The 26,819-nt window shown below is 59.7% G+C and carries 25 protein-coding genes; 15 read left to right on the top strand and 10 right to left on the bottom strand.

Annotated elements, in window-relative coordinates; all coding sequences use genetic code 11:
• Positions 1-281 precede the first annotated feature (281 nt).
• Complete coding sequence (locus tag B2J69_RS19815) at positions 282-1,283, bottom strand: zinc-binding alcohol dehydrogenase family protein (RefSeq protein WP_081141525.1); 1,002 nt, start codon at positions 1,281-1,283, stop codon at positions 282-284.
• A gap of 384 nt (positions 1,284-1,667) precedes the next feature.
• Here B2J69_RS19815 and B2J69_RS19820 point away from each other — a divergent pair, with 384 nt between their 5' ends.
• A complete protein-coding gene (locus tag B2J69_RS19820; protein ID WP_081141526.1) occupies positions 1,668-2,276 on the top strand; it encodes a response regulator transcription factor in 609 nt (202 codons plus the stop codon).
• 7 nt (positions 2,277-2,283) lie between these two features.
• On the opposite strand, the gene B2J69_RS19825 is transcribed toward B2J69_RS19820, so the two are convergent.
• Entirely contained in the window at positions 2,284-7,824 is a 5,541-nt protein-coding gene (locus B2J69_RS19825; protein WP_081141527.1) for a trifunctional serine/threonine-protein kinase/ATP-binding protein/sensor histidine kinase, read from the bottom strand.
• Positions 7,824-8,204, bottom strand: a complete 381-nt coding sequence (locus B2J69_RS19830; protein WP_081141528.1) for a response regulator transcription factor — start codon at positions 8,202-8,204, stop codon at positions 7,824-7,826. Before B2J69_RS19830 ends, B2J69_RS19825 begins: the two co-directional genes overlap by 1 nt.
• A 304-nt stretch (positions 8,205-8,508) precedes the next feature.
• Here B2J69_RS19830 and B2J69_RS19835 point away from each other — a divergent pair, with 304 nt between their 5' ends.
• The 5 genes from B2J69_RS19835 to mdtI all read left to right on the top strand — a co-directional run bounded on the left by B2J69_RS19835 (position 8,509) and on the right by mdtI (position 12,015).
• Positions 8,509-9,330 carry an alpha/beta fold hydrolase gene (locus B2J69_RS19835; RefSeq protein WP_081141529.1) on the top strand — a complete coding sequence of 274 codons (822 nt, stop codon included), beginning with the start codon at positions 8,509-8,511 and terminating at the stop codon, positions 9,328-9,330.
• A gap of 138 nt (positions 9,331-9,468) precedes the next feature.
• Complete coding sequence (locus B2J69_RS19840) at positions 9,469-10,269, top strand: MetQ/NlpA family ABC transporter substrate-binding protein (RefSeq protein WP_081141530.1); 801 nt, start codon at positions 9,469-9,471, stop codon at positions 10,267-10,269.
• A 255-nt stretch (positions 10,270-10,524) separates the two neighbouring features.
• The gene (locus tag B2J69_RS19845; protein ID WP_081141534.1) at positions 10,525-10,854 is read left to right on the top strand and encodes a YdgH/BhsA/McbA family protein; all 330 of its coding nucleotides are present in this window, start codon (positions 10,525-10,527) and stop codon (positions 10,852-10,854) included.
• 494 nt (positions 10,855-11,348) lie between these two features.
• Complete coding sequence (mdtJ, locus tag B2J69_RS19850) at positions 11,349-11,699, top strand: multidrug/spermidine efflux SMR transporter subunit MdtJ (protein ID WP_081141537.1); 351 nt, start codon at positions 11,349-11,351, stop codon at positions 11,697-11,699.
• Positions 11,686-12,015, top strand: coding sequence for a multidrug/spermidine efflux SMR transporter subunit MdtI (gene mdtI / locus B2J69_RS19855; RefSeq protein ID WP_081141540.1), 330 nt, complete (start codon positions 11,686-11,688; stop codon positions 12,013-12,015). The genes mdtJ and mdtI overlap by 14 nt, the downstream gene beginning before the upstream one ends.
• A 24-nt stretch (positions 12,016-12,039) precedes the next feature.
• Here mdtI and B2J69_RS19860 read toward each other — a convergent pair whose 3' ends face one another.
• Entirely contained in the window at positions 12,040-12,945 is a 906-nt protein-coding gene (locus B2J69_RS19860) for a LysR family transcriptional regulator (RefSeq protein ID WP_081142227.1), read from the bottom strand.
• Positions 12,946-13,092: 147 nt separating this feature from the next.
• Here B2J69_RS19860 and B2J69_RS19865 point away from each other — a divergent pair, with 147 nt between their 5' ends.
• The 4 genes from B2J69_RS19865 to B2J69_RS19880 all read left to right on the top strand — a co-directional run bounded on the left by B2J69_RS19865 (position 13,093) and on the right by B2J69_RS19880 (position 15,359).
• Positions 13,093-13,842: an SDR family oxidoreductase gene (locus B2J69_RS19865; RefSeq protein ID WP_081141543.1), complete on the top strand. Its 750-nt coding sequence runs from the start codon at positions 13,093-13,095 to the stop codon at positions 13,840-13,842.
• Positions 13,843-14,101: 259 nt separating this feature from the next.
• Positions 14,102-14,341, top strand: a complete 240-nt coding sequence (ycgZ, locus tag B2J69_RS19870) for a regulatory protein YcgZ (protein ID WP_081141546.1) — start codon at positions 14,102-14,104, stop codon at positions 14,339-14,341.
• Positions 14,342-14,506: 165 nt separating this feature from the next.
• Entirely contained in the window at positions 14,507-14,800 is a 294-nt protein-coding gene (locus B2J69_RS19875) for a hypothetical protein (RefSeq protein WP_081141549.1), read from the top strand.
• A gap of 25 nt (positions 14,801-14,825) precedes the next feature.
• On the top strand, positions 14,826-15,359 hold the full coding sequence (locus B2J69_RS19880) for a hypothetical protein (protein ID WP_081141552.1): 534 nt from the start codon (positions 14,826-14,828) through the stop codon (positions 15,357-15,359).
• Here the strand turns inward: B2J69_RS19880 and B2J69_RS19885 are convergent.
• From B2J69_RS19885 to B2J69_RS19895, 3 genes are all read right to left on the bottom strand, one after another.
• Positions 15,331-16,317: an apurinic/apyrimidinic endonuclease family protein gene (locus tag B2J69_RS19885; protein ID WP_081141555.1), complete on the bottom strand. Its 987-nt coding sequence runs from the start codon at positions 16,315-16,317 to the stop codon at positions 15,331-15,333. The two genes, B2J69_RS19880 and B2J69_RS19885, sit on opposite strands and share 29 nt — an antisense overlap.
• A gap of 97 nt (positions 16,318-16,414) precedes the next feature.
• Complete coding sequence (locus B2J69_RS19890; RefSeq protein WP_081141561.1) at positions 16,415-16,873, bottom strand: DMT family transporter; 459 nt, start codon at positions 16,871-16,873, stop codon at positions 16,415-16,417.
• 1 nt (position 16,874) lies between these two features.
• Positions 16,875-17,309, bottom strand: coding sequence for a DMT family transporter (locus B2J69_RS19895; protein WP_081141564.1), 435 nt, complete (start codon positions 17,307-17,309; stop codon positions 16,875-16,877).
• 96 nt (positions 17,310-17,405) lie between these two features.
• Between B2J69_RS19895 and B2J69_RS19900 the strand changes: the two genes are divergently transcribed.
• Together B2J69_RS19900 and B2J69_RS19905 are read left to right on the top strand one after the other, a co-directional pair.
• Entirely contained in the window at positions 17,406-18,341 is a 936-nt protein-coding gene (locus tag B2J69_RS19900; RefSeq protein WP_081141567.1) for a LysR family transcriptional regulator, read from the top strand.
• Between the two features lie 506 nt (positions 18,342-18,847).
• Positions 18,848-20,053: a diguanylate phosphodiesterase gene (locus tag B2J69_RS19905; RefSeq protein WP_081141570.1), complete on the top strand. Its 1,206-nt coding sequence runs from the start codon at positions 18,848-18,850 to the stop codon at positions 20,051-20,053.
• A gap of 53 nt (positions 20,054-20,106) precedes the next feature.
• Here B2J69_RS19905 and B2J69_RS19910 read toward each other — a convergent pair whose 3' ends face one another.
• Both B2J69_RS19910 and B2J69_RS19915 read right to left on the bottom strand, forming a co-directional pair.
• Entirely contained in the window at positions 20,107-20,322 is a 216-nt protein-coding gene (locus tag B2J69_RS19910; protein WP_081141573.1) for a hypothetical protein, read from the bottom strand.
• A 149-nt stretch (positions 20,323-20,471) separates the two neighbouring features.
• Positions 20,472-20,945: an Lrp/AsnC family transcriptional regulator gene (locus B2J69_RS19915; RefSeq protein WP_081141576.1), complete on the bottom strand. Its 474-nt coding sequence runs from the start codon at positions 20,943-20,945 to the stop codon at positions 20,472-20,474.
• 146 nt (positions 20,946-21,091) lie between these two features.
• Here B2J69_RS19915 and B2J69_RS19920 point away from each other — a divergent pair, with 146 nt between their 5' ends.
• On the top strand, positions 21,092-21,514 hold the full coding sequence (locus tag B2J69_RS19920) for a DUF2000 domain-containing protein (protein WP_081141579.1): 423 nt from the start codon (positions 21,092-21,094) through the stop codon (positions 21,512-21,514).
• A gap of 9 nt (positions 21,515-21,523) precedes the next feature.
• Here B2J69_RS19920 and B2J69_RS19925 read toward each other — a convergent pair whose 3' ends face one another.
• On the bottom strand, positions 21,524-22,612 hold the full coding sequence (locus B2J69_RS19925) for a YncE family protein (RefSeq protein ID WP_081141582.1): 1,089 nt from the start codon (positions 22,610-22,612) through the stop codon (positions 21,524-21,526).
• Positions 22,613-23,029: 417 nt separating this feature from the next.
• Between B2J69_RS19925 and fhuE the strand changes: the two genes are divergently transcribed.
• Complete coding sequence (gene fhuE / locus B2J69_RS19930; RefSeq protein ID WP_081142229.1) at positions 23,030-25,201, top strand: ferric-rhodotorulic acid/ferric-coprogen receptor FhuE; 2,172 nt, start codon at positions 23,030-23,032, stop codon at positions 25,199-25,201.
• 267 nt (positions 25,202-25,468) lie between these two features.
• Complete coding sequence (locus B2J69_RS19935) at positions 25,469-26,797, top strand: MFS transporter (RefSeq protein WP_081141585.1); 1,329 nt, start codon at positions 25,469-25,471, stop codon at positions 26,795-26,797.
• The last annotated feature ends 22 nt before the right edge of the window (positions 26,798-26,819 follow it).

Below are 26,819 nucleotides of genomic sequence, written 5' to 3' on the forward strand. Positions count from 1 at the left end.
CTCAGGGGCGGGCATTTCGCAGCGCTGAACAGAATGAGTCTGCCAGGAGAGCCCGCAGGGAAGCGGGCGAAAGGTGGGGCTGGAACAGGGATGTTCCATCCCCACCGGTCCGTCAGGCAGGCGAATGGCGTGAAGGTACCGCGTCAGCGGCGCGAGGACCGCCCGCCCCTGAGCGGTATCAGCCTGCGTTAGCACCCCATGCTTAACTGACAAACATCAGGCAATAAACCGGGTTTAGCGGGGCAAGAGATCTGAGTAAGACTCAGCGTCGACGCGCGGGATTAAAACCCTTCCAGCACAATTTTACCGCGCGCCTGATGGCTTTCGATCAGCGCATGGGCGCGGCGCAGGTTTTCTGCATTGATAACGCCGTAGTGCTCGCCTTTGGTGGTGCGTAGCGTGCCGTCGTCGATCAGGCGGCGCACCGCCTCGAGAATTTCATGCTGGCGCGCCATATCGGGCGTCTGGAACAGCGAACGGGTGAACATCAGCTCCCAGTGCAGCGAGATGGCTTTGCGCTTCAGCGGCATCGCGTCGAGGGATTCCGGGTCGTCAATCAACGCCAGCCGACCCTGCGGCGCCAGCGCTTCGACAATTTGCTGATAGTGCTTGTCGGTGTGCGTCAGGCTGGCGACGTAGCGTACGTTCTCAACGCCGATGTCGCGCAGCCCTTCCGTCAGCGGTCGCGAATGATCGATCACGTCGTGTGCGCCCAGTTCGCGCACCCAGTCGGCGGTTTCCGGGCGTGACGCGGTGGCGATGACGCGCAGGCGAGTCAACTTGCGCGCCAGCTGGGTCAGAATCGATCCAACGCCGCCGCCCGCGCCGATAATCAGCAGCGCCGCCTCTTCATCCTCTTTAACTTCCAGCCGATCAAACAGCAGCTCCCAGGCGGTCAGCGAGGTCAGCGGCAGCGCGGCGGCGTCGCTGTCGCTCAGGGTCGCGGGCTTATGCCCGGCGATGCGCTCATCGACCAGGCCATATTCCGCATAGGAGCCAGGGCGATCGATGGCGCCGGCGTAATAGACCGCGTCGCCCGGCTTAAACAGGGTCACGCTCTCGCCTGTTGCTTCCACGGTGCCCACCGCGTCCCAGCCTAAAATGCGCGGCTCGCTGGTGGGCGCGCCGGCGCGCACTTTGGTGTCGACCGGATTAACGGCAATCGCGGCGATTTTCACCAGCAGATCGTGCGGGCCAGGCTGCGGCTTTGTCAGCGTGGTTTCATAAAGGGATTGCGCATCGGCGATGGGCAGGCCGTTCTGACTGTAAACGATAGCTTTCATAAAAATTTCCTGTATCAGTAATGAAAAATAGCAGCGGGTTGATAACAGGATAGGCGGCCTGAGCCGGGTGAAAAAGCCGCTGGCGGCAGCAGCACTTTCACTGCTGGAGTGAAAATGGTGCCGTTTGCGCCGCTGGCGATACTCCGAAAACAGCGTGCGCGGCCCGCGTGGTCGCAGACGAGGCGAAACTCACAGAAAGCGGGTTAAATCAGGTAAATCGCAATCAGACAGTGCCGTTAAGCGCATAAAAGCGGGCGAAAATATTACATATTGATACATATGTTATTTATTTTTTACAAAGAGCATTTTGCGCTGCAACGATATCAATGTAATTTCGTTATCAATAACTTAAGCGCCTGGCGCGCCGGATAAACGAGCCTCGTTATGGTTGATACTGTCTATCTTTTAGACGATGACACATCGATTATCGCTGCGGTAAACAACCTGCTCAGTTCGGCAGGCTTTAGCGTCGCCGCGTTTACCTCTCCGCAGGCCTTTCTGGCCCAGCCTGACTTCAGCGCCCCCTCCTGTTTGATCCTCGACCTGAATATGCCGGGCATGAACGGCCTTGAAGTGACGCAGCGGCTGCGCGAGCGCGGCTTTACTATTCCCGCCATCTTTCTTACCGGCTTCGGCACTATTCCCATTAGCGTCAAGGCGATGAAAGCGGGCGCCTGGGAGTTTCTCACCAAGCCAGTTGCGCCGGATACGCTGCTGCAGGCGGTGACCGACGCGCTGGGCGCCTCGCAACGGCAGCTGGCGCGCGCCAGCGAAAAGCGCGACGCGACCCAGCGCTATCAGTCGCTGACGCCGCGCGAGTCGGAGGTGATGCTGCTGGCGGCGCGCGGTCTGCTCAACAAGCAGATCGCCGCTGAACTCGGCGTCAGCGAGATCACCGCCAAAGTGCACAAACGCCGGGTGATGGAAAAAATGGGCGCACGCTCGGTGCCGGAACTGGTGCGAGTCGCCGAGCGGCTGGCGCTGTTGAAGTAGCGGCGCGCTACTGCTCTACCGGCAGCGTAAACTGAAACAGGCTGCCGTGCGGCGCGGCGCGCCTGGCGGTCAGCCTGCCCTGATGCCGTTTGATAATGCCCTGGCTAATCGCCAGCCCCATGCCCATGCCGGTGGCTTTGGTGGTGTAAAACGAGTCGAACACCTTTTCCAGCACCGCGTCGCTCATGCCCGTGCCGCTATCGGCGACGGAGAAGGCAAGCGTCTGCGCGTCGGGATTGGACGAACTCAGGGTCAGATGGCGCGGACGATCGCTGACGGCGCTCATCGCGTCCAGCGCGTTGACGATCAGGTTCAGCAGCACCTGCTGGATTTGAATGGTGTCGCAGAAAATCTGCGCGTTGCGCGCCTCGAACGCATACTCCACCGTAACCTGATGCCGCTCCAGCTCGCTGCGCGACAGCGAGATAATATGGTGCGCGATGCGATGCATATTTTCACTGTTGAACACCGGCTGATGGTTGCGCGTCAGCGCCTGCAGGCCGTGAATAATCTCGCCGGCGCGTTTGCCTTCGCCGACAATCTCTTCGAAACTGAGCCGCACCTGTTCAGCCGCCTCCGCGCCCCGGCTGAGCCAGCGGATCCCGGCGCCGGCGTTAGCGACAATCGACATCAGCGGCTGGTTGATCTCATGGGCAATGGACGCCGTCAGCTGGCCGACGGTGGTAACGCGCGTGACGCGCGCCAGTTCCGCCTGTGCAATGCGCGCCGCGTCCTCAGATTCGCGCTGGGCGGTAATGTCGCTGATGGTGCCGAAATACTCTTTCAGCTCCGGCCAGTTGGCCACCGGCTCGCCAATGCCCTTGATGTAACGAACCTCGCCGTCCGGGCGCATAATGCGGAATTCCGCCTGCATCGGCGCGCCTTTGCTAACGCTGAGCGCCACCAGCTCGTGGATGCATGGCGCGTCGTCAGGATGGACGCGCGTCATAAAGTCCGCCATCGACAGCTGTTTTTGCCCGGCGGGTAGCCCCAGGATGCGCGTGTACTCCTCGGAAAGCAGCATGATGTCCTGCTCCAGATGCCAGTGCCAGGTGCCGGTGTGGCTGATCTTTTCGCCCAGCATCAGCGACTGCTGGCTGTCACGCAGCTCTTTCTCGACGCGCCGCCGCTGGATGTTCTCCTCCAGCAGCTCGGCGTAGAGACGTGCAGTTTCCAGCGACACCGCCGCCTGCGCGCCCAGCAGCTTGACGATGTGCGAGTGCTCGGCGGTGAAGGCGTCCGGCATCAGGCGGTTCTCCAGAAACAGTACCCCCACCAGCCTGGCCTGCTTGTACATCGGCACGCACATCACGGCGGCGCCGGACGCCACCAGATAGGGATCCTGGCTAAAGGGGCTGTAGTCTTCTGGCTGTCCGGTGCGGATCTCTTTGCCGGTGCGGATCACCGCCGAGAGCACCGACAGCGGCAGATCGTCCGCCTGCGGACGGCGCGCGGCGATATTGACCCGAATGCCGTCGGCGGTGGTCTCCGCCGCCGCTTCGGTTTGCGGAATGTTGCCCTCAAGGATGCGGATCAGCAAACAGCGCTGCGCCCCTGCTCGCTCCAGCAGCATGCGCATCAGGATATGGATCAGGCGGTCCAGGTTAATCTCTTCCGTCAGCGCGCGCACGGCGGTCACCATGCTCTCCAGATCGCGCAGGGTTTCATCCTGAGTCAGGGAGAAAGCGGCGAAGGCGTTGTGCGGCCCCGAGGTCGCCAGGTGCGGATAGTGCTGTTCGATGAGACGCGCCCGCGCCGCCGCGCCCCAGTTATCCCAGCCGGCGATCGCGTTGCGCATAAAGCCGTCCGCGGTGACCTCCATCTGGGCGGCTCGGGCGCAGCGTCCCGCCAGTTCGTGCGCCAGCGCGTTAATATGGGCGTAGCTCTCTCCTGCCGACAGCGCGATCGCTTTTTCATACTGCACCAGCGCGGCGCCGACATCGCCCTCCAGCCGCGCCAGCTCCGCCTGCAGCAGCGCCGCCTTATCGGCAAAAAGCGCCGGATTGAGCGCCCCCCAGCGCGCTACCCTCTCCAGCCGCCGCCGCAGCTCACGCACCGAGTCAGGCGCGCAGCTGTGGGCACTGAGCGGCAGCGAAATCGACAGCGCGCCGTAAAAGCAGAGATCCAGCAGGTAGATATAGCCCGGCACCGCGCTTTCCAGCCGTTCGGCCTGGCTGAAGCAGCGCAGCGCGCTGAGATACTCCTCCGCGTAGAAGTGCGTCATGCCGCGGTAGAGCCAGTTCCAGAACTGCACCATCGCTTTCGGGCCCGAGGTCAGGCCCGGCTCGCTGCCGGTGAGCGGCGGCGGTTCGCTGGCGTGGCGGCTGTTGCTGCTGCGCAGCTGGCTCACAAACCGCTTCTGCATCAGCAGCACGTTTTCGACGTCGGGATAGAATGCTTTGCGCGTAAAGGCGAGCCCGCGATCCAGCGAGATCAGCACCGCGTCGAGATGATCGCCGCGCGTCAGCATATTCATTATCTGATGGCGCAGCGCAAGACAGGCGAACGAGCTGTCGCCCTGCGCCACCGCCACGCGAAAGGTCTCTCTGGCGTAGCCGATGGCGCTGGCGAGCGGCTGCGTCCAGATCGCCACCTGATCAAGCGGCAGCAGGGTGCGCGCCTTAAAGCGGGTAAAGTCATGCTGCTGCGTCAGCGTATTTGCGAGCTGCCCGCAGCGAAACGCCAGCTGATGCGCCTGATAGCGATCGCTAATCAGCACGCTAAACCAGGCGAGCCCAAAAGCCGATGCGCCGGTCAGGCCGTGATCCAGCGTAATCTCAATGATTTTGCACGACAGCAGCAGGTGCAGCTGCGGGCAGTCGTAGGAGGAGGCGAAGATGGTGCTGGCGATCAGGTTCAGCACCGACTCTTTTTCAATATCCTGGATCAGCGGCAGTGAACTGAAAAGGCGCTCCGGCGCGTCGCCCAGCCGCTGTCTGACCGCCTGAAACGCCGCGTCGCACGCCGCCTCGTCTGGATAGCGGTTAAAGTGAATGCCGAACACCGCCAGCCAGGCGAGCGCCGTCTCCAGTGCCAGATGGTTGTCGGACTGACGCATATGAATTTCTGCCGACAGGCAGGCGGCGGCCGATTTCTCCCCCAGCGCGCCGGGCATGGCGATCAGCGTGGTGCAGAGCTGCTGGGCGCGCGTCAAATTGCCCTGCAGAAACTCGCACTCCGCCTCTTCCAGCGCCAGCGTAAAGCCGTGTCGGGCATCGATAAAGCGACGCGCGGTGGTCAGGTAGCGCAGCGCGGAAATATAGTCCCCGGTGCCTTTGGCGCGCCGCGCGGCGCGCAGGCTGAGCTGGCCGTAGCGGCGCGCCTGGGTCGAGGTCAGCGGCGCGTCCGCACTGCGGGCGATATGGTGGACCGCGCGAAACAGCGTCTCGTTGCCGGTCGCGCGGTCGGCCGCACTGGCCAGCAAACAGGCGGCCTGCTGGTGCAGCCGCAGCGTCTGATCGCTGGTGACCAGCGAAAACGCCGCGTCGTGCACGCGGTCATGGGTAAAGGCGTAGTGGGTCTGCGCCAGGGTAATGAATTTCCCGGCGATGGCGGGCGCCAGCTTCTGTGTTATCGGCTCCACGCCGAGCTGCAGAATATCGCTCAGCAGCGTCAGCTCGCCGCGGCTGCCCAGGCAGGCAAGATGGCCCAGCAGCAGACGCGTCGCGACAGGCAATTGCGCCAGCTGCCTCACCACCAGGCTCGCCACGTTCTCGGTGCAGGCGCGCGTCGCCAGCGCCGCGCGATCGTAATGCCAGCGCTGCGGATATCTCGCCGGCACGATCAGCTGCTCCTCCAGCGCCTGACGGAAAAAGTTGCGTACGAAAAGCGGATTGCCGCCGGTTTTCTCATGGACCAGCGCCGCCAGCTCGCTGGTTTCGCCGGGCCGCGCGTGCAGCCGCTCCGCCAGCCAGCGCGCGATCGCCTTCGCCGTCAGCGGGTTGGGCGCGATATCGCTTACTCGCGCCGCCGAGGTGCGGATACGCGCGAGAAACTCGGTCAGCGAGTCGTCAGGCGGCGCATCTGTAGCGCGATGGGCCAGCACCAGCATAAAGGGCAGATGCTCGCTGCGCAGAAAGAGATTTTCCAGCAGGCGCAGGCTCGCCTGATCGGCCCACTGCACGTCGTCGAGCAGCATTACCAGCGGCCGGCCCGGCATGGCGAGCGCGCTGACCAGCGTGCAGGCCATCTGGCTAAAGCGCGCGCGTGAGTCGAGCGCGTTGGCTCTGCCGATCGCCTGCGGCGGCACGTTTAGCAGCTGTTTCAGCTCCGGCACCAGCTCCACCGCCAGCCCGGCATATTCGCCCAGCGTCTGCAGCAGGCGCGTGCGCCAGGCAAGCATCTCCGCCGCTGACAGGCCGAGCAGATAAAGGGTAACGGCGCGAAACGCGGCGGTCAGCACCCCATAGGATCCGACCGTGGCGTGGCGATCCGCCTTTGCCAGCGTCAGCAGCAGATTTTTGTGCTGCAGGGTTTTCAACGCCGACGCGAGGATGGCTGATTTGCCCGCTCCTGGCGCGCCGCTAATCACCACCAGACTATGGGTGCCGCTGCGCGCCGTCTCTTCGGCGGCGCTGAGCAGCAGCTGCGCCTGCGCATGGTCGGTATAGAGCGTTTCCGCGCGATAGCTGGCGGTAAAGCTCTCCTGCAGACCCGGCGTAAAGGGCGCGATGGTATTGTCGCGCGTCAGCGTCGCCTGACAGCGGCGCAGATCCGCCAGCAGCCCATCGATGGTCTGATAGCGGTTGACCGGCGACTTCGCCAGCAGCCGCAGCAGAATATCGGCGAGCATCGGCGGCACCGTCAGGTTGCCTGCTGTCGGCGGCCGCGGCGCGGAGGCGATATGATGATGGATCCAGTCGGCCGGCGTGGCGTCCGGCGTGCCGAACGGCAGCCTGCCGGTCAGCAGCTGGTAGAGCACCACGCCGAGACTGTAGAGATCGCTCAGGCTGTTCACGCCATGCGGCGTGCGCCCGGTGTGCTCGGGCGACATATAGGGCAGCGCCTCGGCTGACACCGGCCAGGCGCCTCTGGCGGCGACATCGGCGTTAGCCAGCGCCAGACCGAACCCGCCGAGGCGCACGGATTCATCGGCGGCGTTAAGGACAAAGCGCCTGGGCTGGATATCGCCGTGAACGATCCCCTGCCGGTGCGCCTGGCTCAGCACGAGCGCCAGGCTAACGGCGCGCTGCAGAAAGCGCGCGATGTCTGCGTCGGGGGTAGTGATAAGGTCGGCAAGCGGCGTAAACGCGAAGGAGGGATAGAGCAGCGCATAGCGGTTACGATAGCGGGTGTGACCGAGCGGCTTGATCGCCCAGCTTGCACAGAGGCGCGAAGCCAGGCTTTGCTCGTTTTTCAGCCACTGGGTGGTCTGAAAGGCACCGTCGTCGCTGCTGGCGGTCAGCAGCAGCCGCGCCTCATCCTGCGGCTGGTGACAGTGTAACCAAATCAGCGGGCCGTCGTGCGCCAGCGGCGTAAAGTGGCTATCGGCCGCCAGGGTGATGCTCTCGCCGTCGGCATCGTCCGGCATAACAGAAACCATGCTCATTAACGTCTGTTCTCCGCAAGTTCGCGATGAATCAGCTCGAGAAGCCCGTCTACATCCAGCGGCTTATGCATAAAGGTGATCGCACCCAGCGAGATCGCCTGCCACAGCACGCTCTCTTCCGCATCGGCAGAGATAAACAGCACCGGCGGCGGCGCGCCCCTTTTTTTCAGCGCGGCCACCAGCTCGAAGCCGCTCATGCCCGTCAGTCTGACATCCACGATCAGCATCGCTGCGCTGCGTAAAACCGCGTCGTTTTCCAGCAGCGACTCGCCAGAGGCGTAACAGTCGGCGGCGTAGCCCGCTGACTGCAATAAGTTGCTTAACCCCTGCCGCACGGCGCGCTCGTCGTCGACAATTACAATACGCTGCGGCAGCGTCATGCTCTTTTCCTCAGGCATGTTTACAGATGCCTTCTGCTGGTTTTATTGCTGCCTGATGTGGCTGGCCTGATGACAGGCTCGCTCTTCAGAAACGGCGAAGCGACCGGTAACCAGTCTGCCTGCAGTGTACGAGTCTTTTCGCTCCCCGCCTATTATCTACAGGTATAACTATACGTTTGTATAACTAGACGCTGCGCTGAGGCGCTGACCATAATCCCGCCACTGACTCACCCTCCCTGAAGCGCGCGCTGCGGCGGTCGCTTCCCGTTTCGCATCTGTTTCTTACTACTGCAAGGAAAAGAGAATGAGCACAATTACGACTGCCGATGGTACACAGATCTACTTTAAAGACTGGGGCACGGGCAAACCGGTTCTGTTCAGCCACGGCTGGCCGCTGGACGCCGATATGTGGGACAGCCAGCTTAACTATCTGGCGGAGCGCGGCTACCGCGTTATCGCCTTTGACCGCCGCGGCTTTGGCCGCTCGGATCAGCCCTGGACAGGCTACGACTATGACACCTTCGCCTCGGATATCAATGACCTGATCACCGCGCTGGATCTGCAGGAGGTGACGCTGGTCGGCTTCTCGATGGGCGGCGGCGACGTGACGCGCTATATCGGCCGCTACGGCAGCGCCCGCGTGGCGGGCCTGGTACTGCTCGGCGCCGTTACGCCGATCTTCGGCAAGGCGGCGGACTATCCGCAGGGCGTCGACGCCTCGGTGTTTGAAGGCATTGAGGCAGGTCTGCGTAAAGATCGCGCGCAGTTTATCAGCGATTTCGCCGTGCCGTTTTACGGCACCAACGCCGGTCAAACCGTGTCGCAGGGCGTGCTGACCCAGACGCTGAACATCGCGCTGCTGGCGTCGCTGAAAGGCACCATTGACTGCGTCACCGCCTTCTCGCAAACCGACTTCCGCCCGGACGTGGCGAAAGTCGACGTGCCGACGCTGGTGATACACGGCAGCAACGATCAGGTGGTGCCGTTTGCCACCACCGGCAAGGTGGCGGCAGAGAGCATCCCCAACGCCATCCTGAAAGTCTACGACAACGCGCCGCACGGTTTCGCCGTGACCCATCAGGACCAGCTGAATGAAGATCTGCTGAGCTTCTTGCAGTCGCTGTAACTGCCTTGCCCCGACCCGCTTCATGCCGAAGCGGGTCTCAAATGAGACGCGCAAAAAAGCCGCAAACGCGCCGTTATGGATGTACAGACGTCTAGATGTAGATTATAGTGCGTTCCCTACGACAAAAGGGATCGGGTTATGAACAAAAAAGTGCTTTCTCTTCTGCTGGCGGCCTCTGTGACGCTGCTCAGCGCCTGTAATAAAGACGACGACAGCAAAATCAAAGTCGCGATCAACACCGGACCAGACCAGACCTTATGGGACACCGTCAAACAGGTGGCGCATGATAAATATCATCTGGATGTCGAGGTCGTGGCCTTCAACGATTATGTGCAGCCGAACGAAGCGCTGTTTAATAAAGATGTCGACGCCAACGCCTTCCAGAGCCTGCCCTATCTGGAGATGCAGTCTAAAGAGCGCGGCTACCATTTCGCCGTGATCACCAACACCTTCGTCTTCCCGATTGCCGGCTACTCGCGCAAGATCAAGTCGCTGGACGCGCTGCCGGACGGCGCCACCATTACCATCTCCAACGAAGCCACCACGCTGGGCCGCAGCCTGCTGCTGCTGCAGGCGCAGGGGCTGATCAAGGTGAAACCGGAAGCGGGCCTGCTGCCGACCACGCTGGATATCACCGCCAACCCGAAAAACCTGAAGTTTGTCGAGGTGGACACGCCGCAGCTGGCGCGCACGCTGGATGACCCGCAGGTTTACGTTTCGATTATCAACAATAATTTCGCCGCGCTGGCGAATCTTTCCGCCTCACGTGACGGCATGTTTATGGAGGGCAAAGCATCGCCCTACGTTAACGCCATCGTCGCGCGCGAAGATAATAAAGAGAGCCCGAATATTCAGAAGCTGAAAGAGGCCTTCCGCTCGCAGGAAGTGCTGGATAAAGCCAATGAAATTTATAAAGGCGATATTATCAAAGGCTGGTAACGCCCTCTTTGACGCCTCCGCCGTTGCGCGGAGGCGCTTCTCCCCTACGCTGGCGAGGTCATGACAAACGCCGCCAGAATGTAATCAAATGAAAATATCCTCCTTTAACCTTCATTAAGTTATCTGGCTTTATTTCTATAACATCCCATTAGCAATTAAAGCTAAAACGCATAACAACATCTGCTGTTTATTACGCTTGTCGCCATCAATATTTGATCGGCTAACCGTGCGTTATTTCCCTTAAGGAGTCAGCTTATGAAAGAGTTAGTGCAGGATGTGTTATCTATCTTTTCTCCGCAGAGCGTGAATCCTGTTTTAATTCGCGCGGGCCTCTCACAGCGCGAGATCGCCTCTATTCAGCCCTTCGGCACCACCTCAGTGAGCTGGGCGACCTCGATGGAAGAGCTAAACGCGGCCTGCGCGCAGAAGGCGCGCGAGGCAGGCGCCGTGGGCTATCACATCACCGACGTGGAGTCTCACAAGCCGGGCAGCGATGGCCAGCCGCTGCTGGCCGCCAAAGCGACGCTGTACAACATCCCGGATGAGAGCGGCAACGATCAGCTTACCGCCGGTTTTATTCTGTAAAGACGCAGAGGCCGACAGCGACGGAAATCGCCTGTCGGCTTTATTGTGACAACGTCACATAAAATCGGGTCTGTCAGGCCTTGTCAGGTAGGATGCTGATGAAGTGTTAATGTTTCAATTAAAAGTATGTTGTAACTATGACGCATTACAGCATTTATCCTGATGCGCCATTTAGCAACATAATACACTTTGAGTTAAATCAATATCAGCGTTAATCGCCATTGAAACACCAACAGGCAGATGCTATAACTGCGCCGTGTCTGTTACTGGAGAACAATCCGTCCACCGATGAGAAGCAACAGCGTGGATGTCTTGTGTAAATTATGCGCAAAGCTCTGACTCGTCATTTATTAATTACCTGCCCTCTTCCTGTCTGGAATATCGCTGACCAGCACTGGCGCAGCGCCCTGTAGCCCCGCCTCCTGAACGTTTGAAAAAAGCACCTTGCGCCAGTCTGGTGCAGGTCGGTTAGGTTGTGGCATCAGGAGCACGTTATGTTTGCCTGGGTTTTATTATTACTCGCTATTTTTAGCGAAATTATTGGCACGCTGGCAATGAAATGGTCCAGCGTTGATGAGAGCGCGACGGGATACTGGATCATGCTGGTGATGATCGCCTGTTCCTATATTTTCCTGAGTTTCGCCGTGAAGAAGATTGCGCTGGGCGTCGCCTACGCCCTGTGGGAAGGTATCGGTATTTTAATTATCACGCTGTTTAGCGTGCAGCTGTTCGGCGAACCCTTGTCGCCGATGAAAATCGCCGGACTGTCGACGCTGGTGATCGGCATTATGCTGATTAAAACCGGCACCCGGCAGAAAAAGGAGGCGCAGCATGTCCGCAGCTGAAATCTCCCATTTGCTCTGGCTGGGTCTGGCGATTTTGCTGGAGATCGCCGCCAACATCTTCCTGAAATATTCCGACGGCTTTAAGAGGCCGTTAATGGGCATCGCTTCGCTGGCGTCGGTGCTGCTGGCGTTTAGCGCCCTGTCGCAGGCGGTAAAAGGCATTGACCTCTCGGTCGCCTATGCGCTGTGGGGCGGATTCGGCATCGCCGCGACGGTCGCCGCAGGCTGGGTGCTGTTTGGCCAGCGGCTCAACGCCCGAGGCTGGGCGGGACTGAGCCTGCTGCTGGCGGGCATGATCCTGATTAAGCTGGCGTAAGTGCCGCTGAGCGCCGGCCGACGCTCAGGGATCGACCCGCGCGGGAAACATCTCCTGCAGCCAGCTAATAAATACCCGCAGCCGCTGCGTAACGTAGCGGTTTTGCGGGTAGACCACGTGGAACGGATAGCGCGCCGGCCGCCACGGCACCAGGATCTCCACCAGTTCGCCGCGACGAAGATAGGGTTCGGTGGCGTAGGTAAAGGTCTGTACTATCCCCAGCCCCGCCAGCGCCGCCGCCAGATGCGCGTTGCTTTCGTTCACCCCGACGCGATACTCCGCCTTAATTTCACTTTTTTCCCCCTCGCGCTCAAAGCGAAAAGGAAACGCGCGCCCGGTTTGCGGCGAAAGATAGCTGATCAGCCGATGGCCGTTTTTTAGCTCATCAGGATAGGCGGGCACGCCATAGTGTTTGAGATAGCCGGGCGTCGCGCAGGTGATCAGGGTCGCATAGCCGATATGCCGGGCAATCAGCGACGAGTCGTTGAGCGGGCCGCCGCGTATCACGCAGTCTACGTTGTCACTAATCAGATCGACGGCGCGGTCCGCCACGCCGAGATCGAGGCGAATATCGGGATAGCGCGCGATGAAATCGGGCAGCGCCGGGATCAGCACGTCGCTGGCGGTCGAGCCGCCGACGTCAATGCGCAGTGTGCCGTGAGGCTTGCCGCGCGCCGCGTTAAAGGAGGCGTCGATATCCTCCAGATCGCGCAGGATGCGCTGCGTTTTCTCATAGTAGGCCTGCCCTTCCGGGGTCACCGTGACGCGGCGCGTGGTGCGCTGCAGCAGGCGAATGCCCAGATGCGCCTCCAGATCCTGCACCAGTTTGCTGAGCGTGGCGTTCGGCATATCGAGCGAATCCGCCGCGCGGGTAAAGTTGCCTGCCTCTACCACGCGAGCAAAGGCGCGAATGGCCATCAGCTGATCCACCGTTTTCTCTCCTACCAGATTATCCACACACAGGAATAGTGATTTCCATTTTACAGGATTTTTCGGTAAATGCGGACAGGATAGAGTCTCTTCACGCGCTGCAGCACACCGTTGCAGCTTTACTGACGCAACTGAGAGGAAAAAAACATGACCACGACGCTTCATGGCAAAATCGCACTGGTTACCGGCGGCACCAGCGGTATCGGCCTGGCATCGGCGCAGCAGCTCGCCGCACAGGGGGCGCGCGTCTTTATTACCGGCCGCCGCCAGGATGCGCTGGACGACGCCGTCGCGCTGATTGGCTCCGCCGCAACCGCCATCCGCGCCGACGCCTCGGTGCTGGCCGATCTCGACAAGGTGTACGCGGAGATTGCGCGCAGCGCCGGTCATCTCGACATCCTGTTCGCCAACGCCGGCGGCGGCGATATGCAGCCGCTGGGCGCCATTAGCGAAGAGCATTTCGACCGCATTTTCGCCACCAACGTGCGCGGCGTGCTTTTTACCGTGCAGAAGGCGCTGCCGCTGCTGGTTGACGGCGCGTCGGTGATCTTAACCTCATCCACCACCTCGGTGCAGGGCACCGCCGGGTTTAGCGTCTACAGCGCCAGCAAGGCGGCGGTGCGCAACTTCGCCCGCTCGTGGGCGCTCGATTTGAAGGAGCGCGCCATCCGCGTGAACGTGGTCAGCCCCGGACCGATCCGCACGCCAGGCTTGGGTGAGCTGGTGGACGAAGCGAGCCGTCAGGGTCTGTTTGACGCGCTGGCGTCACAGGTGCCGCTGGGGCGTCTGGGCGAACCCGAAGAGATCGGCAAAGTCGTCGCCTTCCTCGCCTCTGACGCCGCCAGCTTTATCAACGCCGCAGAACTCTTTGTCGATGGCGGTATGGCGCAGGTTTAACGAGAATGGCCCTGCAGAATGGTTGCTGCGGGGCTATGATATTTACGGAAGTTGTACAAGAGAGAGTGTATAGCTATACAGGTATTTCTGGCTGGTGCAGGCCCAGATACAAAGGCTTAGCGGGAAAATTCTCATATGGGAGCACTTTTTGCAAAAACGTTAATGCAATTTTTTTGCATATTTCTGTACACGTTCTCTTTCGATGTACAACTTGTCAATTTTTGACTGATCATCGTTTAACTCATTTCGGGGTAAAATTATGCGTCAGAGCAGCAGCCTTCTCTCTTCTTCTGAAGATATCGCACGTTACTTCCGCGAAGCCAGCCTGCCTTCACAGCAGGAAACGCTGGGCCAGATCGTGGTTGAGCTTCTCCGCGCAGGTAAAAATGTTAACCGCAAAGGTATCTGCACTAAGCTGGTAAGACGACTGGAAGTCGCCTCAACTGCTGAAGAAGAGAAACATTTTCAACAGCTGATCGGCTTGCTGCTGGGCCGTTAATACCCGATTTTGATTTCCGTTTTTGTGGCACGGCCTTAAGCTTCACGCAGGTTTTCGCCGGCTCCGTGCCGGCCCCAGCCAGGTGCGCTGGTTCTCTCTGTAGTCAACCGCACCTCAATCCTGCCCCGATGTCAGGGGCGTGCAGCGGGACACAGAGTAAATGATATGTATAAAAGCAATGACGAAAGATTGACCGACATTCTGATTGGCGAAGCGATGCTCTCGCTGCTCCAGTCAGGTAAAGCCGTTTCCAGCCGGGCGCTGATGGACGCACTGCAGCGCATGGCGGAACAGGAAGAAGATGAAGATCGCCAGCAGGGACTGCTGCGCGCCATTAATGAAGTGCAACAGAATCTTAATGTCCAGACCGGACAGACGCGCGTGACGCTGCGCGATCGACATAATGGCGAACATCATTTCAAGGGCGAGCCTGTTCCCGGCGACAAACGCAAACACTGATCGCCATTTCCCTAAGGAACGTGCTATGCATATTGCCTGTCTCGGTTGGGGCTCGCTAATCTGGAAACCGGGCGATCTGCCGGTTGAGGGAAACTGGCATCAGGATGGCCCCACCCTTCCCATCGAATTCTCACGCACCAGCGACGGCGGCGAACTGGCGACCGCGCTCTGCATCAACGCGCCGCCAGTGCCGGTGCTCTGGGCGCGGCTGGCGACCCAGGAGCTGGGACAGGCCTGCATTCAGCTGCGTGAGCGAGAAGGCATTCCCGACGAGCGCGTCGATGGCGTCGGCATTCTCACCGTCACCCCGCACTCGCCGGGCATACTGGCCGACTGGGCCCGTCAGCGCCAGCTTGACGCGCTGATCTGGACCGCGCTGCCGCCAAAATTCGGCAGCGTCGAAGGGCTTATCCCCACGCTAGCGCAGGCGATAGCCCATCTGGAACAGCTCACGGGCGAGGCCTCCGCCCACGCCCGCGACTATATCCGGCAGGTGCCTGCGCAAATCGACACACCCTACCGGCGCGCCATCACGGCTCAGCTGGGGCTGGATCAATAACCGCCTCTGCCAGCGCATAATCATAAAGGCGCTGGCTGGCCAGGTTCTTCATCTTCACCTCGCACATAATATCGAAGGCGCTGAATGAGAGCGCCCAGTCGTTCAGCGTGGCGTTGAAATAGTAATCGGAGTGGGCGCGCAGTTTGGTTTTTGCCACGCCGAGGCTGTTCTGATCGGGGTAGCCCTTTTCCGGTATCAATCCTTCCTGAGAAATCGAGTAGTGCAGCACCGGCTGGACGCCGCGCCAGGAGTCGAGGATCGCGGCGATGCGCGTGTCGTCGGGCTGAATAAAGGCGTTCTCTTTCACCCAGTGGTGATGAATATCCAGCACGATGGGGCAGAGCTTTTGCGCCTGCAGCACATCATCCAGCGAACAGGAGATCTCGTCGTTTTCCACCGTCAGCATCCTGCGTGCCTCCGGCGTGAGCCGCCCGAACGCCTGGCGAAACCCATCAAATCCCCCTTTGCCATTCATATGAATATTGATTTTGAAGTCTTGAAAACTTTTGCCGTAGCCCATCAGCACGGCGCAGAGCGCATGGTATTCCACATCCTCAATTGCCCGCTGCACCACGTCGGGATTATCGGAGGCCAGCACCGAATATTGTCCCGGATGGAATGAGAGGCGAATATTGTGCTGACGCGCCAGCGCGCCGCAGTGCGCAAACAGCGGATAGAGTTCCGGCAGAAATTCGTTATAGAGCGGCGTGGCTTCGGGCACGGTATAGAGCGGCAGCAGATCGCTGCCGATACGCATCATGCGCAGCGTCTCCGGCTGGTTCGCCAGCACCTCCAGCAGACCCGCCAGGTTAGTCAGGTTCAGACGCGCCAGAGAGGCGATCAGGGTAATCTGCTCTGCCCGCTTCAGGCTCAGAAAGCGCGTGCGGGTGGTGCTTTTAAACGGGAAATGTTGCTTGCCGTCTCCATCCAGATATTTACATGCGAAGCCTAATTTCATATTTCCCCCTGTTAAACACAAACAGTAAGTTTAACAGTTATTTGAAAACCGGCCGGAGAGGGAAGCGAACGCCTGCGCCAGCGCGCAGGCGTGACGATCAGCGCGACGCGCGCGCGGGCTTATTGCTGCTGTAGATAAAGAACAGCGCAATCGCCAGACAGACCACCGCCGCCAGACGGCTCGGCGAAAAGGCGATCGCCGCATTGCCCAGCCAGCCGAAGTTGTCGATCAGCATGCTCATCGCCAGCTGGCCGAAGATCACCGCCACCGTGGCCACCGCCGTGCCGATGCGCTGCACCGCCAGCACCATGATAACGATATAGGGCACGCCGCACAGCGCGCCGAGCAGCTGCCACTTCGGCACGTCCAGCAGGCTGTGCGGCTGAGGCGGCGCAAAAAAGAAGATCAGCAGCGCGGTCACCACCGCGCCGAGCGCGAAGGTCAGAAAGGCGCAGCGGAAGACCCCGACTTTCGCCCCAAGCTGGCCGTTGATCGCCGCCTGAATGCTCAACAGCGCGCCGCCCAATACCGCCAGACAAATCATGAAAATAGTCATATTACCCCTTAGCTACCAGCGCCAGCGCGATGATGATAAATAGCAGCGCGATAATGCGTTTGCCGTCGATTCTGCGATGCGGTGTCCCCAGCAGGCCAAAGTGATCAATCACCAGGCTTTTGAACACCTGGCCGGCCAGAATGCCGATCATCGTCATGGCGATGCCGATTACCGGCGTCGCCAGCGTCAGGATCACCACGTAGCCCGGGCCTAAAATGCCGCCCAGCAGCTGCCAGCCTGGCTGCGCGAAAAACGACGGGCTGTTACGCGGGCTGAAAAACAGCATCAGCAAAAAGGTAAGCGCCGCGCCAACGCCGAAAATGCTGAAGGTCGCCCAGAGATCCCCAACCTGCTGACCCAGCGGCCCAAGCAGCCCCGCCTCGACCGACAGCCCCATGCCGCCAGCGATAACCAGAAAAATAAAAATCAGTTGCATATCCGTTTCCTTTAAATCGAAGCGGAACAGCATAATGGAGTCGATTAAGATGAAAAACGCTATAGTGTGGCAAACACCTTTGCAGGATTTGCATTAATGGACAGCACCGGTTCAATCGATCTACGCGCGCTGCGCTTTTTCCTCAGCGTTTTCGACGCGCAAAGCTTTTCGGTGGTGGCGCGGCGCGAAGGCGTTTCCGCCTCTGTAGTGTCGCGCACCATTCTTCAGCTGGAAGATGCGCTGGGCCAGCAGCTGTTTTATCGCAACACGCGTGCGGTGATCCCGACGGAAGCGGGTCGGCTGTTTGTCGACTACGCGCGGGCGATCGACAGCCAGTTCAGCGACGCGCGGCTGGCGCTGCAGGCGCGCGCGTTACAACCTTCCGGCCTGGTGCGGCTTAACGCGCCGGTTTTTTTCGGCCAGCGCCATATCGCGCCCTGGCTGGCTGGCCTGGCGGCGCGCTATCCGCAGCTGGAAATTGAGCTGACGCTGACCGATGACTATGTCGATCCTCATCGCACCGCCACCGACCTGATTTTTCGCATCGGCACGCTAACCGACTCGTCGTTTCACGCGCGCGTGCTGGGCCGCCAGCGCTACTACCTCGCCGCCGCGCCAGAATATGTCGCCGCCGCGGGCGCGCTTACCTGCCCGGAGGCGTTAGGCGATCATCGCTGCCTGGTCTATCGCGGCTCCGCCGGCGCCAATCGCTGGCTGTTTCGACGCGGCGACCAGCCGTGGGTGCACTATCCGGTGATGCCGCTGCTCTCGTCAAATAATGCCGAAAGCCTGCTGACCGCCGCGCTGGGCGGTATGGGCGTGGTGCTGTTTCCCGACTGGCTGATAGGCGACTACCTGCGTTCAGGAAAATTAGTTCGGTTACTGGAGGAGTATGAAGCGGGGATCAATCCTGCGCCGCAGCAAATCGCCGCGATCTATCCCAACACGCGTCATCCGCCGCTGAGCGTGCGCGCCGTCATCGATTATTTCGTTGAGGTATATGGCGAGCCGCTCTACTGGCAACGCGCCTAAAGCAGATAAATGGCCGCCAGCGTCATAAGCAGCAACAGTACGGCGGCAAGGCATAACGCTTTTTCGATTAGATCCGGTTTGCTGTTCATAAACATCTCGTCTGAATAGCAAAAAAAACAGCCATCCTGTCCGATGGCTGTTATTTAAAGCGAAGCGGCTATGCCTTAAGAGTAGAGCTGGATTTCTGGCACAAACCGCCACCCCTTTCCTTTATAGATAAAAAGCATTTCATATGCAACTTTATAATCAGCTAAAAGCGAGCCGTGCACGTTTTTTTACCGCGAAGAAAAGCAGCGCGCTTTCAATACGTTATTAAGCGTTATGCATTGCCCAAAAGTAAAACCGCCGCGCAGAGTGAATTAAGCGAAGCGGCGGTCATTTCAGTCCGCTATTTAAAATTAACCGGTCGGCACCACTATTTTTTTATTTCTAAAAAAAAGCGCTAGACAATACCAGCGCGACCTCTGTTAATGTGTGCCTCACAAAAGCTATGAGTGGAATTATCCATGCTGACAACCATCATTTACCGCAGCCATCTTTCGGACGACGTGCCTGTAAAAACGCTGGATAATTTAGCGACAGCTGCCAATAAAATTAATGAAACTTTCGACGTCACCGGCATTTTGCTGTTTGACGGCACCCATTTTTTCCAGCTGCTGGAAGGATCCGACGAGGCGGTGTGCGCTATTTACGCGCGCATCTGCGCGGATAGCCGTCATCATAATTTAGTCGAATTAATGTATGACTACTCACCGGCGCGCCGCTTCGGCAATGTTGGTATGGAGCTTTTTGACCTGCGCAAGTATGACAAAGAGACGGTGCTGCAGGCGGTGCTCGATAAAGGCACCTCGAAATATCAGCTCACCTACGATGACCGCGCCCTGCAGTTCCTGCGCACCTTTGTCGAGGCGCGAGAAAAAGCTAACTATTTTGAGATCCCGTCGACCGAAACCCTGAATTTCGTGGTGGAAGAAGCGCTGGAAAAAGCGATCGCGCCGCCGGACGCCGCTGACTGCAGTTTCGCTTTTCAGCCGATTATCGATCCGCTGATGCAGCAGATCGTTTCGCTGGAGGCGCTGATCCGCACGCCGGACGGCAGCGCGCCTGGCGACTACTTTGCCCAGTTCCCCGGCGACGCCATCTACGCCGCCGATATTAAAGCCAAGGGCGTGGCGTTCGCGCTGGCGAAAGAGCTGGATATTCAGGGCCAGACGCTGTCGGTCAACCTGCTGCCGATGTCGCTGGTGATGGTGCCGAACGCGGTGCAGCTGCTGCTTGATCAGATCCGGGAAAACGGGCTGGTGCCGGAGCAGGTGGTGGTGGAAGTTACGGAAAATGAAGTGATCTCACGCCTTGACGAGTTCACCATCGCCGTGAAGCAGCTGCGCGCGGCGGGCATCAGCATCGCGCTGGATGATTTCGGCGCGGGCTTCGCCGGTCTGTCGCTGCTGTCGCGCTTTCAGCCGGACAAAATCAAAATCGACCGCAATCTGATTACCGACGTGCACAAGAGCGGGCCCAAGCAGGCGATTATTCACGCCATTTTGAAGTGCTGTTCGTCGCTGGAGATCAGCGTGATCGCCGAGGGCGTCGAGAAGCCGGAAGAGTGGATGTGGCTGGAAGCCGCCGGCATCAGCAATTTCCAGGGGTTTCTGTTCGCCAGACCGCAGCTTAACGGCATTCCCGCCGTTGCCTGGCCGGAAATTCAGTAGCGGTTCGGGCTGGTCCCGCCGTCGGGGCCAGCCTGTTTTCCTCAGCCGCGCCTTTAGATCTCGCCGTTGGGCGGGATGGCATTTTTCCCCAGCTTCACTAAAAAGCTGCCGTCCACGCGCTTGATTTTGGCGCCGCGATCGCCCCAGTACATGGCGATGCCAAAAAACTCGTCGGCGGAAAGCTCATAGCCGATCACCACTGCTTTATGCTGCCCGCTGCTGAGCAGATCGTTCAGCTCGTCCAGATCTCCGGCGATAGGGTAATCCATCTTTCACTCCTGGTGGTTAAGGGTAAACAGTGTTGCCAAAGCTTAACCATACGCTATCCCGGTAAATCCGCCATCTAATCCGCGCCGCCGCCGCGGGTGCAGCATGGCGCTATGCGGCAACCGCCAGGGCGTTTCGTCAGGAGAACCCGCTAGCCGGTGAGTGCGCCCAGCGGCCAGGCGCTTAGCCCCTTAATCTCCTTCAGCACGAACATGCTCTGCATCTCTTTTATGCCTGGCAGCCGACGCACCACGCCCATGGCGAAATCGGCATAGCTGTCGAGATCGGCGGCGACCACCTGCAGCAGAAAGTCGCTGTCGCCGCCGATGCTGTAGCAGGCCACCACGTTGTGCAGCGCGATCACCTCCTGCTCAAACTTGCGCGCCTGCGCCTCGCTGTGGCTGTCGATAATCACGCGTACGAAGACCATAACGTTCAGACCGATTTTTTTGCGGTTGAGCACCGCGCGATAGCCCTCGATCACCTCATCGCTCTCTAGCTTGCGCACCATCCGCCAGCAGGGCGAGGCGGACATGCCTACCTTGTCCGCCAGCTGCTGGTTGGTGATGCGCCCCTCTTGCTGCAGCTGCGCGAGAATTTTGACTTCTGCCTTGCTAAGCGACATGTATGACAACCTCTGCCTTGTAAACAGGTGAAAAGGAAAGATTCTGCCCAGATTAGCCTGTTTCGCGCCCTAATTCGACAGCACTTTTCCGCCGCCAGCGGGCATACTTTTCCCCTCTTTCCCATACTGCTTTTCAGGAGAAACCTATGCGCTTCGATAGCGAACAACACCGCTGCACTCTGATCGTCGACCAGGATTTGCCGCCAGGGCTGGCGATGAACGCCGCCAGCGTCGTCGGCGTCAGCTTTGGACGTGCGCTGGAGAATCTGGTCGGCCCGGCGCTGAGTAGCCAGGACCGCCTGATTTTTCCCGGCGTCATTACCGCCCCGCTGCCGGTGCTGCTGACCAGCGGCGCCCATTTGCGCGAGCTGCACCAGCGCTGCGCCGCCGACGATACGCTGGTGGTGCTGCCGTTCAGCGCGCTGGCGCAGTCGTGCAGAAGCTATGAAGAGTATGAAGCGCGGCTGCGCGACGCCAACAGTTCCGCTATTGAACTGGTGGCGCTGGGGCTGGCGGGACCGAAAAAGGCGATTACTCGCCTGACCGGCAACCTGAAGCTCTATCGCTAGAGTGGCGCGTTACGGCAGCGTAATGCGCGCCACGCTATCCGGCCCTTTGGTGGAGTTATCCTTGTTGAAGTCCTGCTTCAGCGTGACGTAGAGCACGCGGCCGTCCGGGGAAACCAGCAGGCTGTTGGGATGGCTGTCGAAGGTCCAGCTCTGCTTCACCGCATAGCTGGCAGCGTCGAGCTGCAGCACCTTTTTCGACTCGCGCTGGCTGATATAGATCTCATTGCGCGCCGGGTTGAACTTAATGCCCAGCGCATCGCCGTCGAGTCGCTTAATCACCTTGCCGGAGCGCTCGTCAAACACCAGCGTGACTTTGGCTTTCGAGTCGTCGGTAACGAACAGGCGGCCGGTGGCGGGATCTTCCGCCAGGTTCAGGAACAGATACGCTTTGCCGTCGCCAGGAGAGAGACGTTTTTCAATGCGATGGGTATGGGGATTGATCACCAGAATTTCACCGCCGCCGTTGGCGGCATAGACGCGGTCGGTCAGCGACGAATATATGATGCCGGTGACCCATTTCCCTGCGTTGGGGATGCGCTTTTTCAGCGTCATGTTTTTGGCGTTCACCACCGAGATAAAGCCCGGATCGGCCACGCCGCCGACAAAGAGTTCGTCGTTGTGGAACAGCACCTCGCGCGCGCCGACCGGATCGCCCTCTTTATCCTTGCCTGCAAACATCAACCGCTGCAGCACCTTGCCGCTCTGTACATCCACTTTCGAGACGCCGCCGTCAAGGGTGTTGGTGGCGTAGAAATGCTCTCCGCTGCTGTCTGCCGCCATGCCGAAGTTTTTCAGATCGGTATGGGTGACGCCTTTCGTCGCCAGCGTGGTCGGATCGAGACGATAGATCACGCCGCCATTCACCCCATTAAAGCCCTGGGCGCTGGCGACGAATAAGGCGTTGGCCGCGGGCGCGTACGCCATCTCGTAAAGCCCCTCGCCCAGCTCGCGCTGCGTCAGATTAGCGTCGGCGGGTTTAGCCGTCGCAGCCGCAGCGGGCGCCACGTTGTGCGTCGGCGTCTGGCAGGCCGACAGGGACAATGCGGCAAGGATAGCAAGCGTAAGCGCGCCGGCGCGCGGGCTGAACAACGATTTCATGCAGGACTCCATCTATGAGTAGGCGTTTCCCGTCAGGCGCTGCCGCAGCGGGATTTTAAAAATAATGAGAATCATACTCATTAACATGCAAGGCGTACAGGCGTGTGCCCTCTACGTCGGATCAGGAGTGATGCAGCCGCAGCGCCTGACACAGTTTGCGCGCCTGAAGCCGCCTGTTTTGCGAGCGGTTCTCTTTGCTCACTCTGCCCTGAACAAATACAAGTAATTGATAAATATCATATTTACATTTCATTACAATTAAAATGCAACTTATGCGCGACGAAATAAAGCAAATAATTATCATTAACATTCTCATTCACGTCCTGCTCTGTGGGTTTACCCGCCGCTGCGCTCGCATTTGCCGCGCGTCAGCCAGCAGCAACGACGCTATAACAATACTTCCTGATGGAAAAAATTATGTCTTTCAGTGGCAGGGAAACAGGCGCGGCAGCGCGCGCATCACGATCGTTAACCACTTTTACGCTCTCTTTACTGGCGCTGGCGATTCACGCCGGCGCGCACGGCGCCTGGGCGGCAGAGAACAACGCCTCGCCCCAACAGCTGGTGGTTGACGGCAGCGCGACGGACGGGCCGGAGAACAGCGAGGATTATCAGGTCACCACCACGCGCGCCGGCACCAAAATGCTGCTGACGCCGCGCGATGTGCCGCAGTCGGTTACCGTGGTCACCCGCCAGCGGATGGACGATCAGAATCTCCAGACGGTAGATGATGTGCTGACTAACGCCACCGGCGTCTCATCGCAGCAGGATGACAGCGAGCGCAGCTATTACTACTCGCGCGGCTTTCAGATCACCGACTTCTCCTATGACAATATCCCTACCACCACGGGCGACACCTGGAACTATGGCGACGCCGCAGAGGATACGGCGATTTACGATCGTATTGAGATCGTGCGCGGCGCCAACGGATTGATGACCGGCGCGGGCGATCCTGGCGCAACGGTCAATATGGTGCGCAAGCATGCTGACAGCAAAACTTTCACCGGCAACCTCAGCGCCAGCTACGGCAGCTGGAACGCGCAGCGCTACGTGGCGGATATCTCGAGTCCGCTTAACGCCAGCGGCAGCGTGCGCGGCCGCGTTATTGCTGGCTACCAGAATCAGGAGAGCTGGCTCGACCGCTATCAGAAGACTAAAAAATTCCTCTATGGCGTGGTGGATGCCGACCTGAGCGACCACACCACGGTTTCGCTCGGCTGGGATTATCAGCAGCAACACACCGGCAACCCTACCTGGGGCGGCTTGCCGAGCCTGTTCAGCAACGGATCGCGCACCCGCTACGATCGCAGCACCAACACCTCAGCCGACTGGACAAACTATGCGGTGGAATCGCGCAAGGTGTTTGCCGGCGTGACCCATAACTGGGACAACGGCTGGACCTTTCAGCTAAACGGCACCCACGGCGAGCAGACGCTGAACGACAAGCTGCTCTACATTATGGATTACCCGGACGAGGAGACCGGCCTCGGCGCCAGCGGCTTCGGCAGCGAGGATCGCGGCAAGCGCACGCTGGACTCCTGGGACGCCTACGCCAGCGGTCCGTTTGAGCTGCTGGGCCGCCAGCATCAGCTGATGGCGGGCCTGAGCTACAGCCGCCAGCACAACGCCACCTGGAGCGCCGACGGCCCGATCGACAGCGAACAGCTTGGCGTGTTCAGCAATAGCTGGGACGGTTCCCTCGCCGAGCCGGCATGGGGAGACTGGTATCTCAACAGCGACGATATCGTGCGGCAGAAATCCGCCTACACCGCCGCGCGCTTCTCGCTGGCCGATCCGCTGTCGCTGATCGTCGGCGCGCGCTATACGCAGTACAGCACCGACGGCAGCAGCGGCGACATGCGCAAAAACAACATCACCCCTTACGGCGGCCTGGTGTATGACCTGAGCGAAAGCCTCTCCGCCTACGCCAGCTACACCTCGATCTTCTCGCCGCAGACCAAACGCAGCGCCGATGGCGCCTGGCTGTCGCCCGTTACCGGCAAAAACTATGAAACTGGCCTCAAGGCGGACTGGATGAATGGCCGTCTGACCAGCAACCTCGCGGTTTTCCGCATCGAACAGCAGAACGCCGCCGAGGCGGTTGACGGCGTCTTTGTTAACGGCTCAAGCGAACAGGCCTACCGCGCGACGCAGGGCGCGGTGAGCAAAGGCGCGGAGCTGGAGGTCAACGGCGCGGTAACCGACAATCTGCAGCTTACCTTCAGCGCCACGCGCTACGTGGCGCGTGACAGCAGCGGCCGTTACAACAGCTTTGCGCCGCAGACGCAGCTCAAGCTCTTTAGCCGCTATCGCCTGCCCATGCTGCCCGATTTAACGCTGGGCGGCGGGGTGAACTGGCAGAACCGCGTCTATCAGGATGTTACCGGCCCGAGCGGCGAGACACAGCGTCTCTATCAGGGCAGCTACCCGCTAGTGGACCTGTTTGCCCGCTACCAGGTGACAAAGCAGCTGGCGGTGCAGGCGAATATTCATAACCTGTTCGACCGCGAATACTACTCCTACCTCGACAGCTCCGCCGTCTATGGCGAGCCGCGCAATATGTCGGTCAGTGTTAACTACAGCTTCTGAACCCGCTCCCCGGCGCCTCGCCGGGGAGAATTCCCGCTCTCTTTCCCCACGCGCGCTTAATCACAGAATTTTAATGCCATCACATAACCGCTATTATCGCGCCATCTTTTTGTGACATCTCACTCAACCTTGCAACATTACGCTGCCCTAAAAAAAACAGGCAGAGATAATTAGTTGTACTCTGTACATAAGAGTTTTACACAGTAAAACAACCTCCTCCCGCAAGGTTGCGCTTTGCCGGAGACGACTTCCGTTACGAGGTAGATCATGTCTGAAAAGATGCACGCTACAACCGCGCCCTCAGAGCTGGAAAAGCAAACCGTCAGGCGCGTCGTCTGGCGCATCCTGCCCTTTTTGATCCTCTGTTATCTGATCGCGATCATCGACCGGGGCAATATCGGCATGGCATCGCTGCAAATGAATGAGGATCTTGGGCTATCGAAAGCGGTATTCGGGCTGGCGAGCAGCCTGTTTTTCGTCGGTTATTTTCTGTTTGAAGTGCCAAGCAATCTGGCGATGCAAAAGATCGGCGCCAAAATCTGGATCTCGCGCATTATGGTGAGCTGGGGCGTGGTTTCGGTCTGCACCGCCTTTGTCGAAAGCAGCGAAATGCTTTATCTGCTGCGCTTCCTGCTAGGCGCGGCAGAGGCGGGCTTCTTTCCCGGCGTGATCCTCTATCTCACCTACTGGATCCCGGCAAAATATCGCGCGCGCGTGATTGCGACCTTTATGGTGGCAATCCCGGCCGCTAACTTTATCGGCTCGCCGATTTCCGGCGCCATCCTCTCGCTGGACGGCTGGTACGGCATGCGCGGCTGGCACTGGCTGTTTATTCTGGAAGGCATTCCCGCTGTGCTGCTGGGCATCGCCGCCTTTTTTGTGCTGAGCAACCGTCCCGACAGCGCCAGCTGGCTTAGCGCGGAGCAGCGCAGCTGGCTCTCTTCTACCCTGGCGGCGGAAAATGCCCAGCGCAAAGCCATTGGCCATATCTCGCTGTGGCAGCTGCTGCGCCATAAGCATATCTGGGTGATGGCGCTGATCTACGCGGGCGCTTCCGCAGCGGGATCGACGCTCAGCGTCTGGTCGCCGCAGCTGCTGAAGTCGTTTGGGCTGGATAACTTCACCACCGGCCTGGCGAACGCGATCCCTTACGGGCTGGCGTCGGTGCTGATGATTGTCTGGGGACGCAGCTCCGACCGCACCGGCGAACGCCGCTGGCACACCGCGCTGACGCTGTTTCTGATCGCCGGCGGCCTGCTTTCCGCCTTTATCAGCCAGTCGCTGACCGGCAGCGTAGTGATCCTGTCGCTGGTGCTGATTGGCGCCTATTCGATGAAAGGGCCCTTCTGGGCGCTGGCGTCGGGCTGGCTCTCCTCGTCAACCGCCGCTGCGGGCCTTGCCGCTATCGGCGCCGTCGCCAACCTGATCGGCGGCGGCCTGATGGTGAACGTCTACGGCATGATCAACCAGGCCACCGGCAGCCATACATTAGCAATGGTGCCGCTGGCGCTGCTGTGCGCTGCGGGCGGTATCGCGGTGCTGATGATGGGGCGAAAGTCGCAGCTGCGGGTTGAGGTGGAAGCGCAGCCGCGCTGAGTTAGTAAGGGCAATAAAAAAG

Source organism: Pantoea latae (genome assembly GCF_002077695.1).
GTDB lineage: Bacteria > Pseudomonadota > Gammaproteobacteria > Enterobacterales > Enterobacteriaceae > Pantoea > Pantoea latae.

Coding starts and splice junctions, on each gene's coding strand:
- B2J69_RS19815 (WP_081141525.1), bottom strand. CDS start 1,283: ATGAAAGCTATCGTTTACAGTCAGAACGGCCTGCCCATCGCCGATGCG.
- B2J69_RS19820 (WP_081141526.1), top strand. CDS start 1,668: ATGGTTGATACTGTCTATCTTTTAGACGATGACACATCGATTATCGCT.
- B2J69_RS19825 (WP_081141527.1), bottom strand. CDS start 7,824: ATGAGCATGGTTTCTGTTATGCCGGACGATGCCGACGGCGAGAGCATC.
- B2J69_RS19830 (WP_081141528.1), bottom strand. CDS start 8,204: ATGACGCTGCCGCAGCGTATTGTAATTGTCGACGACGAGCGCGCCGTG.
- B2J69_RS19835 (WP_081141529.1), top strand. CDS start 8,509: ATGAGCACAATTACGACTGCCGATGGTACACAGATCTACTTTAAAGAC.
- B2J69_RS19840 (WP_081141530.1), top strand. CDS start 9,469: ATGAACAAAAAAGTGCTTTCTCTTCTGCTGGCGGCCTCTGTGACGCTG.
- B2J69_RS19845 (WP_081141534.1), top strand. CDS start 10,525: ATGAAAGAGTTAGTGCAGGATGTGTTATCTATCTTTTCTCCGCAGAGC.
- mdtJ (WP_081141537.1), top strand. CDS start 11,349: ATGTTTGCCTGGGTTTTATTATTACTCGCTATTTTTAGCGAAATTATT.
- mdtI (WP_081141540.1), top strand. CDS start 11,686: ATGTCCGCAGCTGAAATCTCCCATTTGCTCTGGCTGGGTCTGGCGATT.
- B2J69_RS19865 (WP_081141543.1), top strand. CDS start 13,093: ATGACCACGACGCTTCATGGCAAAATCGCACTGGTTACCGGCGGCACC.
- ycgZ (WP_081141546.1), top strand. CDS start 14,102: ATGCGTCAGAGCAGCAGCCTTCTCTCTTCTTCTGAAGATATCGCACGT.
- B2J69_RS19875 (WP_081141549.1), top strand. CDS start 14,507: ATGTATAAAAGCAATGACGAAAGATTGACCGACATTCTGATTGGCGAA.
- B2J69_RS19880 (WP_081141552.1), top strand. CDS start 14,826: ATGCATATTGCCTGTCTCGGTTGGGGCTCGCTAATCTGGAAACCGGGC.
- B2J69_RS19885 (WP_081141555.1), bottom strand. CDS start 16,317: ATGAAATTAGGCTTCGCATGTAAATATCTGGATGGAGACGGCAAGCAA.
- B2J69_RS19890 (WP_081141561.1), bottom strand. CDS start 16,873: ATGACTATTTTCATGATTTGTCTGGCGGTATTGGGCGGCGCGCTGTTG.
- B2J69_RS19895 (WP_081141564.1), bottom strand. CDS start 17,309: ATGCAACTGATTTTTATTTTTCTGGTTATCGCTGGCGGCATGGGGCTG.
- B2J69_RS19900 (WP_081141567.1), top strand. CDS start 17,406: ATGGACAGCACCGGTTCAATCGATCTACGCGCGCTGCGCTTTTTCCTC.
- B2J69_RS19905 (WP_081141570.1), top strand. CDS start 18,848: ATGCTGACAACCATCATTTACCGCAGCCATCTTTCGGACGACGTGCCT.
- B2J69_RS19910 (WP_081141573.1), bottom strand. CDS start 20,322: ATGGATTACCCTATCGCCGGAGATCTGGACGAGCTGAACGATCTGCTC.
- B2J69_RS19915 (WP_081141576.1), bottom strand. CDS start 20,945: ATGTCGCTTAGCAAGGCAGAAGTCAAAATTCTCGCGCAGCTGCAGCAA.
- B2J69_RS19920 (WP_081141579.1), top strand. CDS start 21,092: ATGCGCTTCGATAGCGAACAACACCGCTGCACTCTGATCGTCGACCAG.
- B2J69_RS19925 (WP_081141582.1), bottom strand. CDS start 22,612: ATGAAATCGTTGTTCAGCCCGCGCGCCGGCGCGCTTACGCTTGCTATC.
- fhuE (WP_081142229.1), top strand. CDS start 23,030: ATGTCTTTCAGTGGCAGGGAAACAGGCGCGGCAGCGCGCGCATCACGA.
- B2J69_RS19935 (WP_081141585.1), top strand. CDS start 25,469: ATGTCTGAAAAGATGCACGCTACAACCGCGCCCTCAGAGCTGGAAAAG.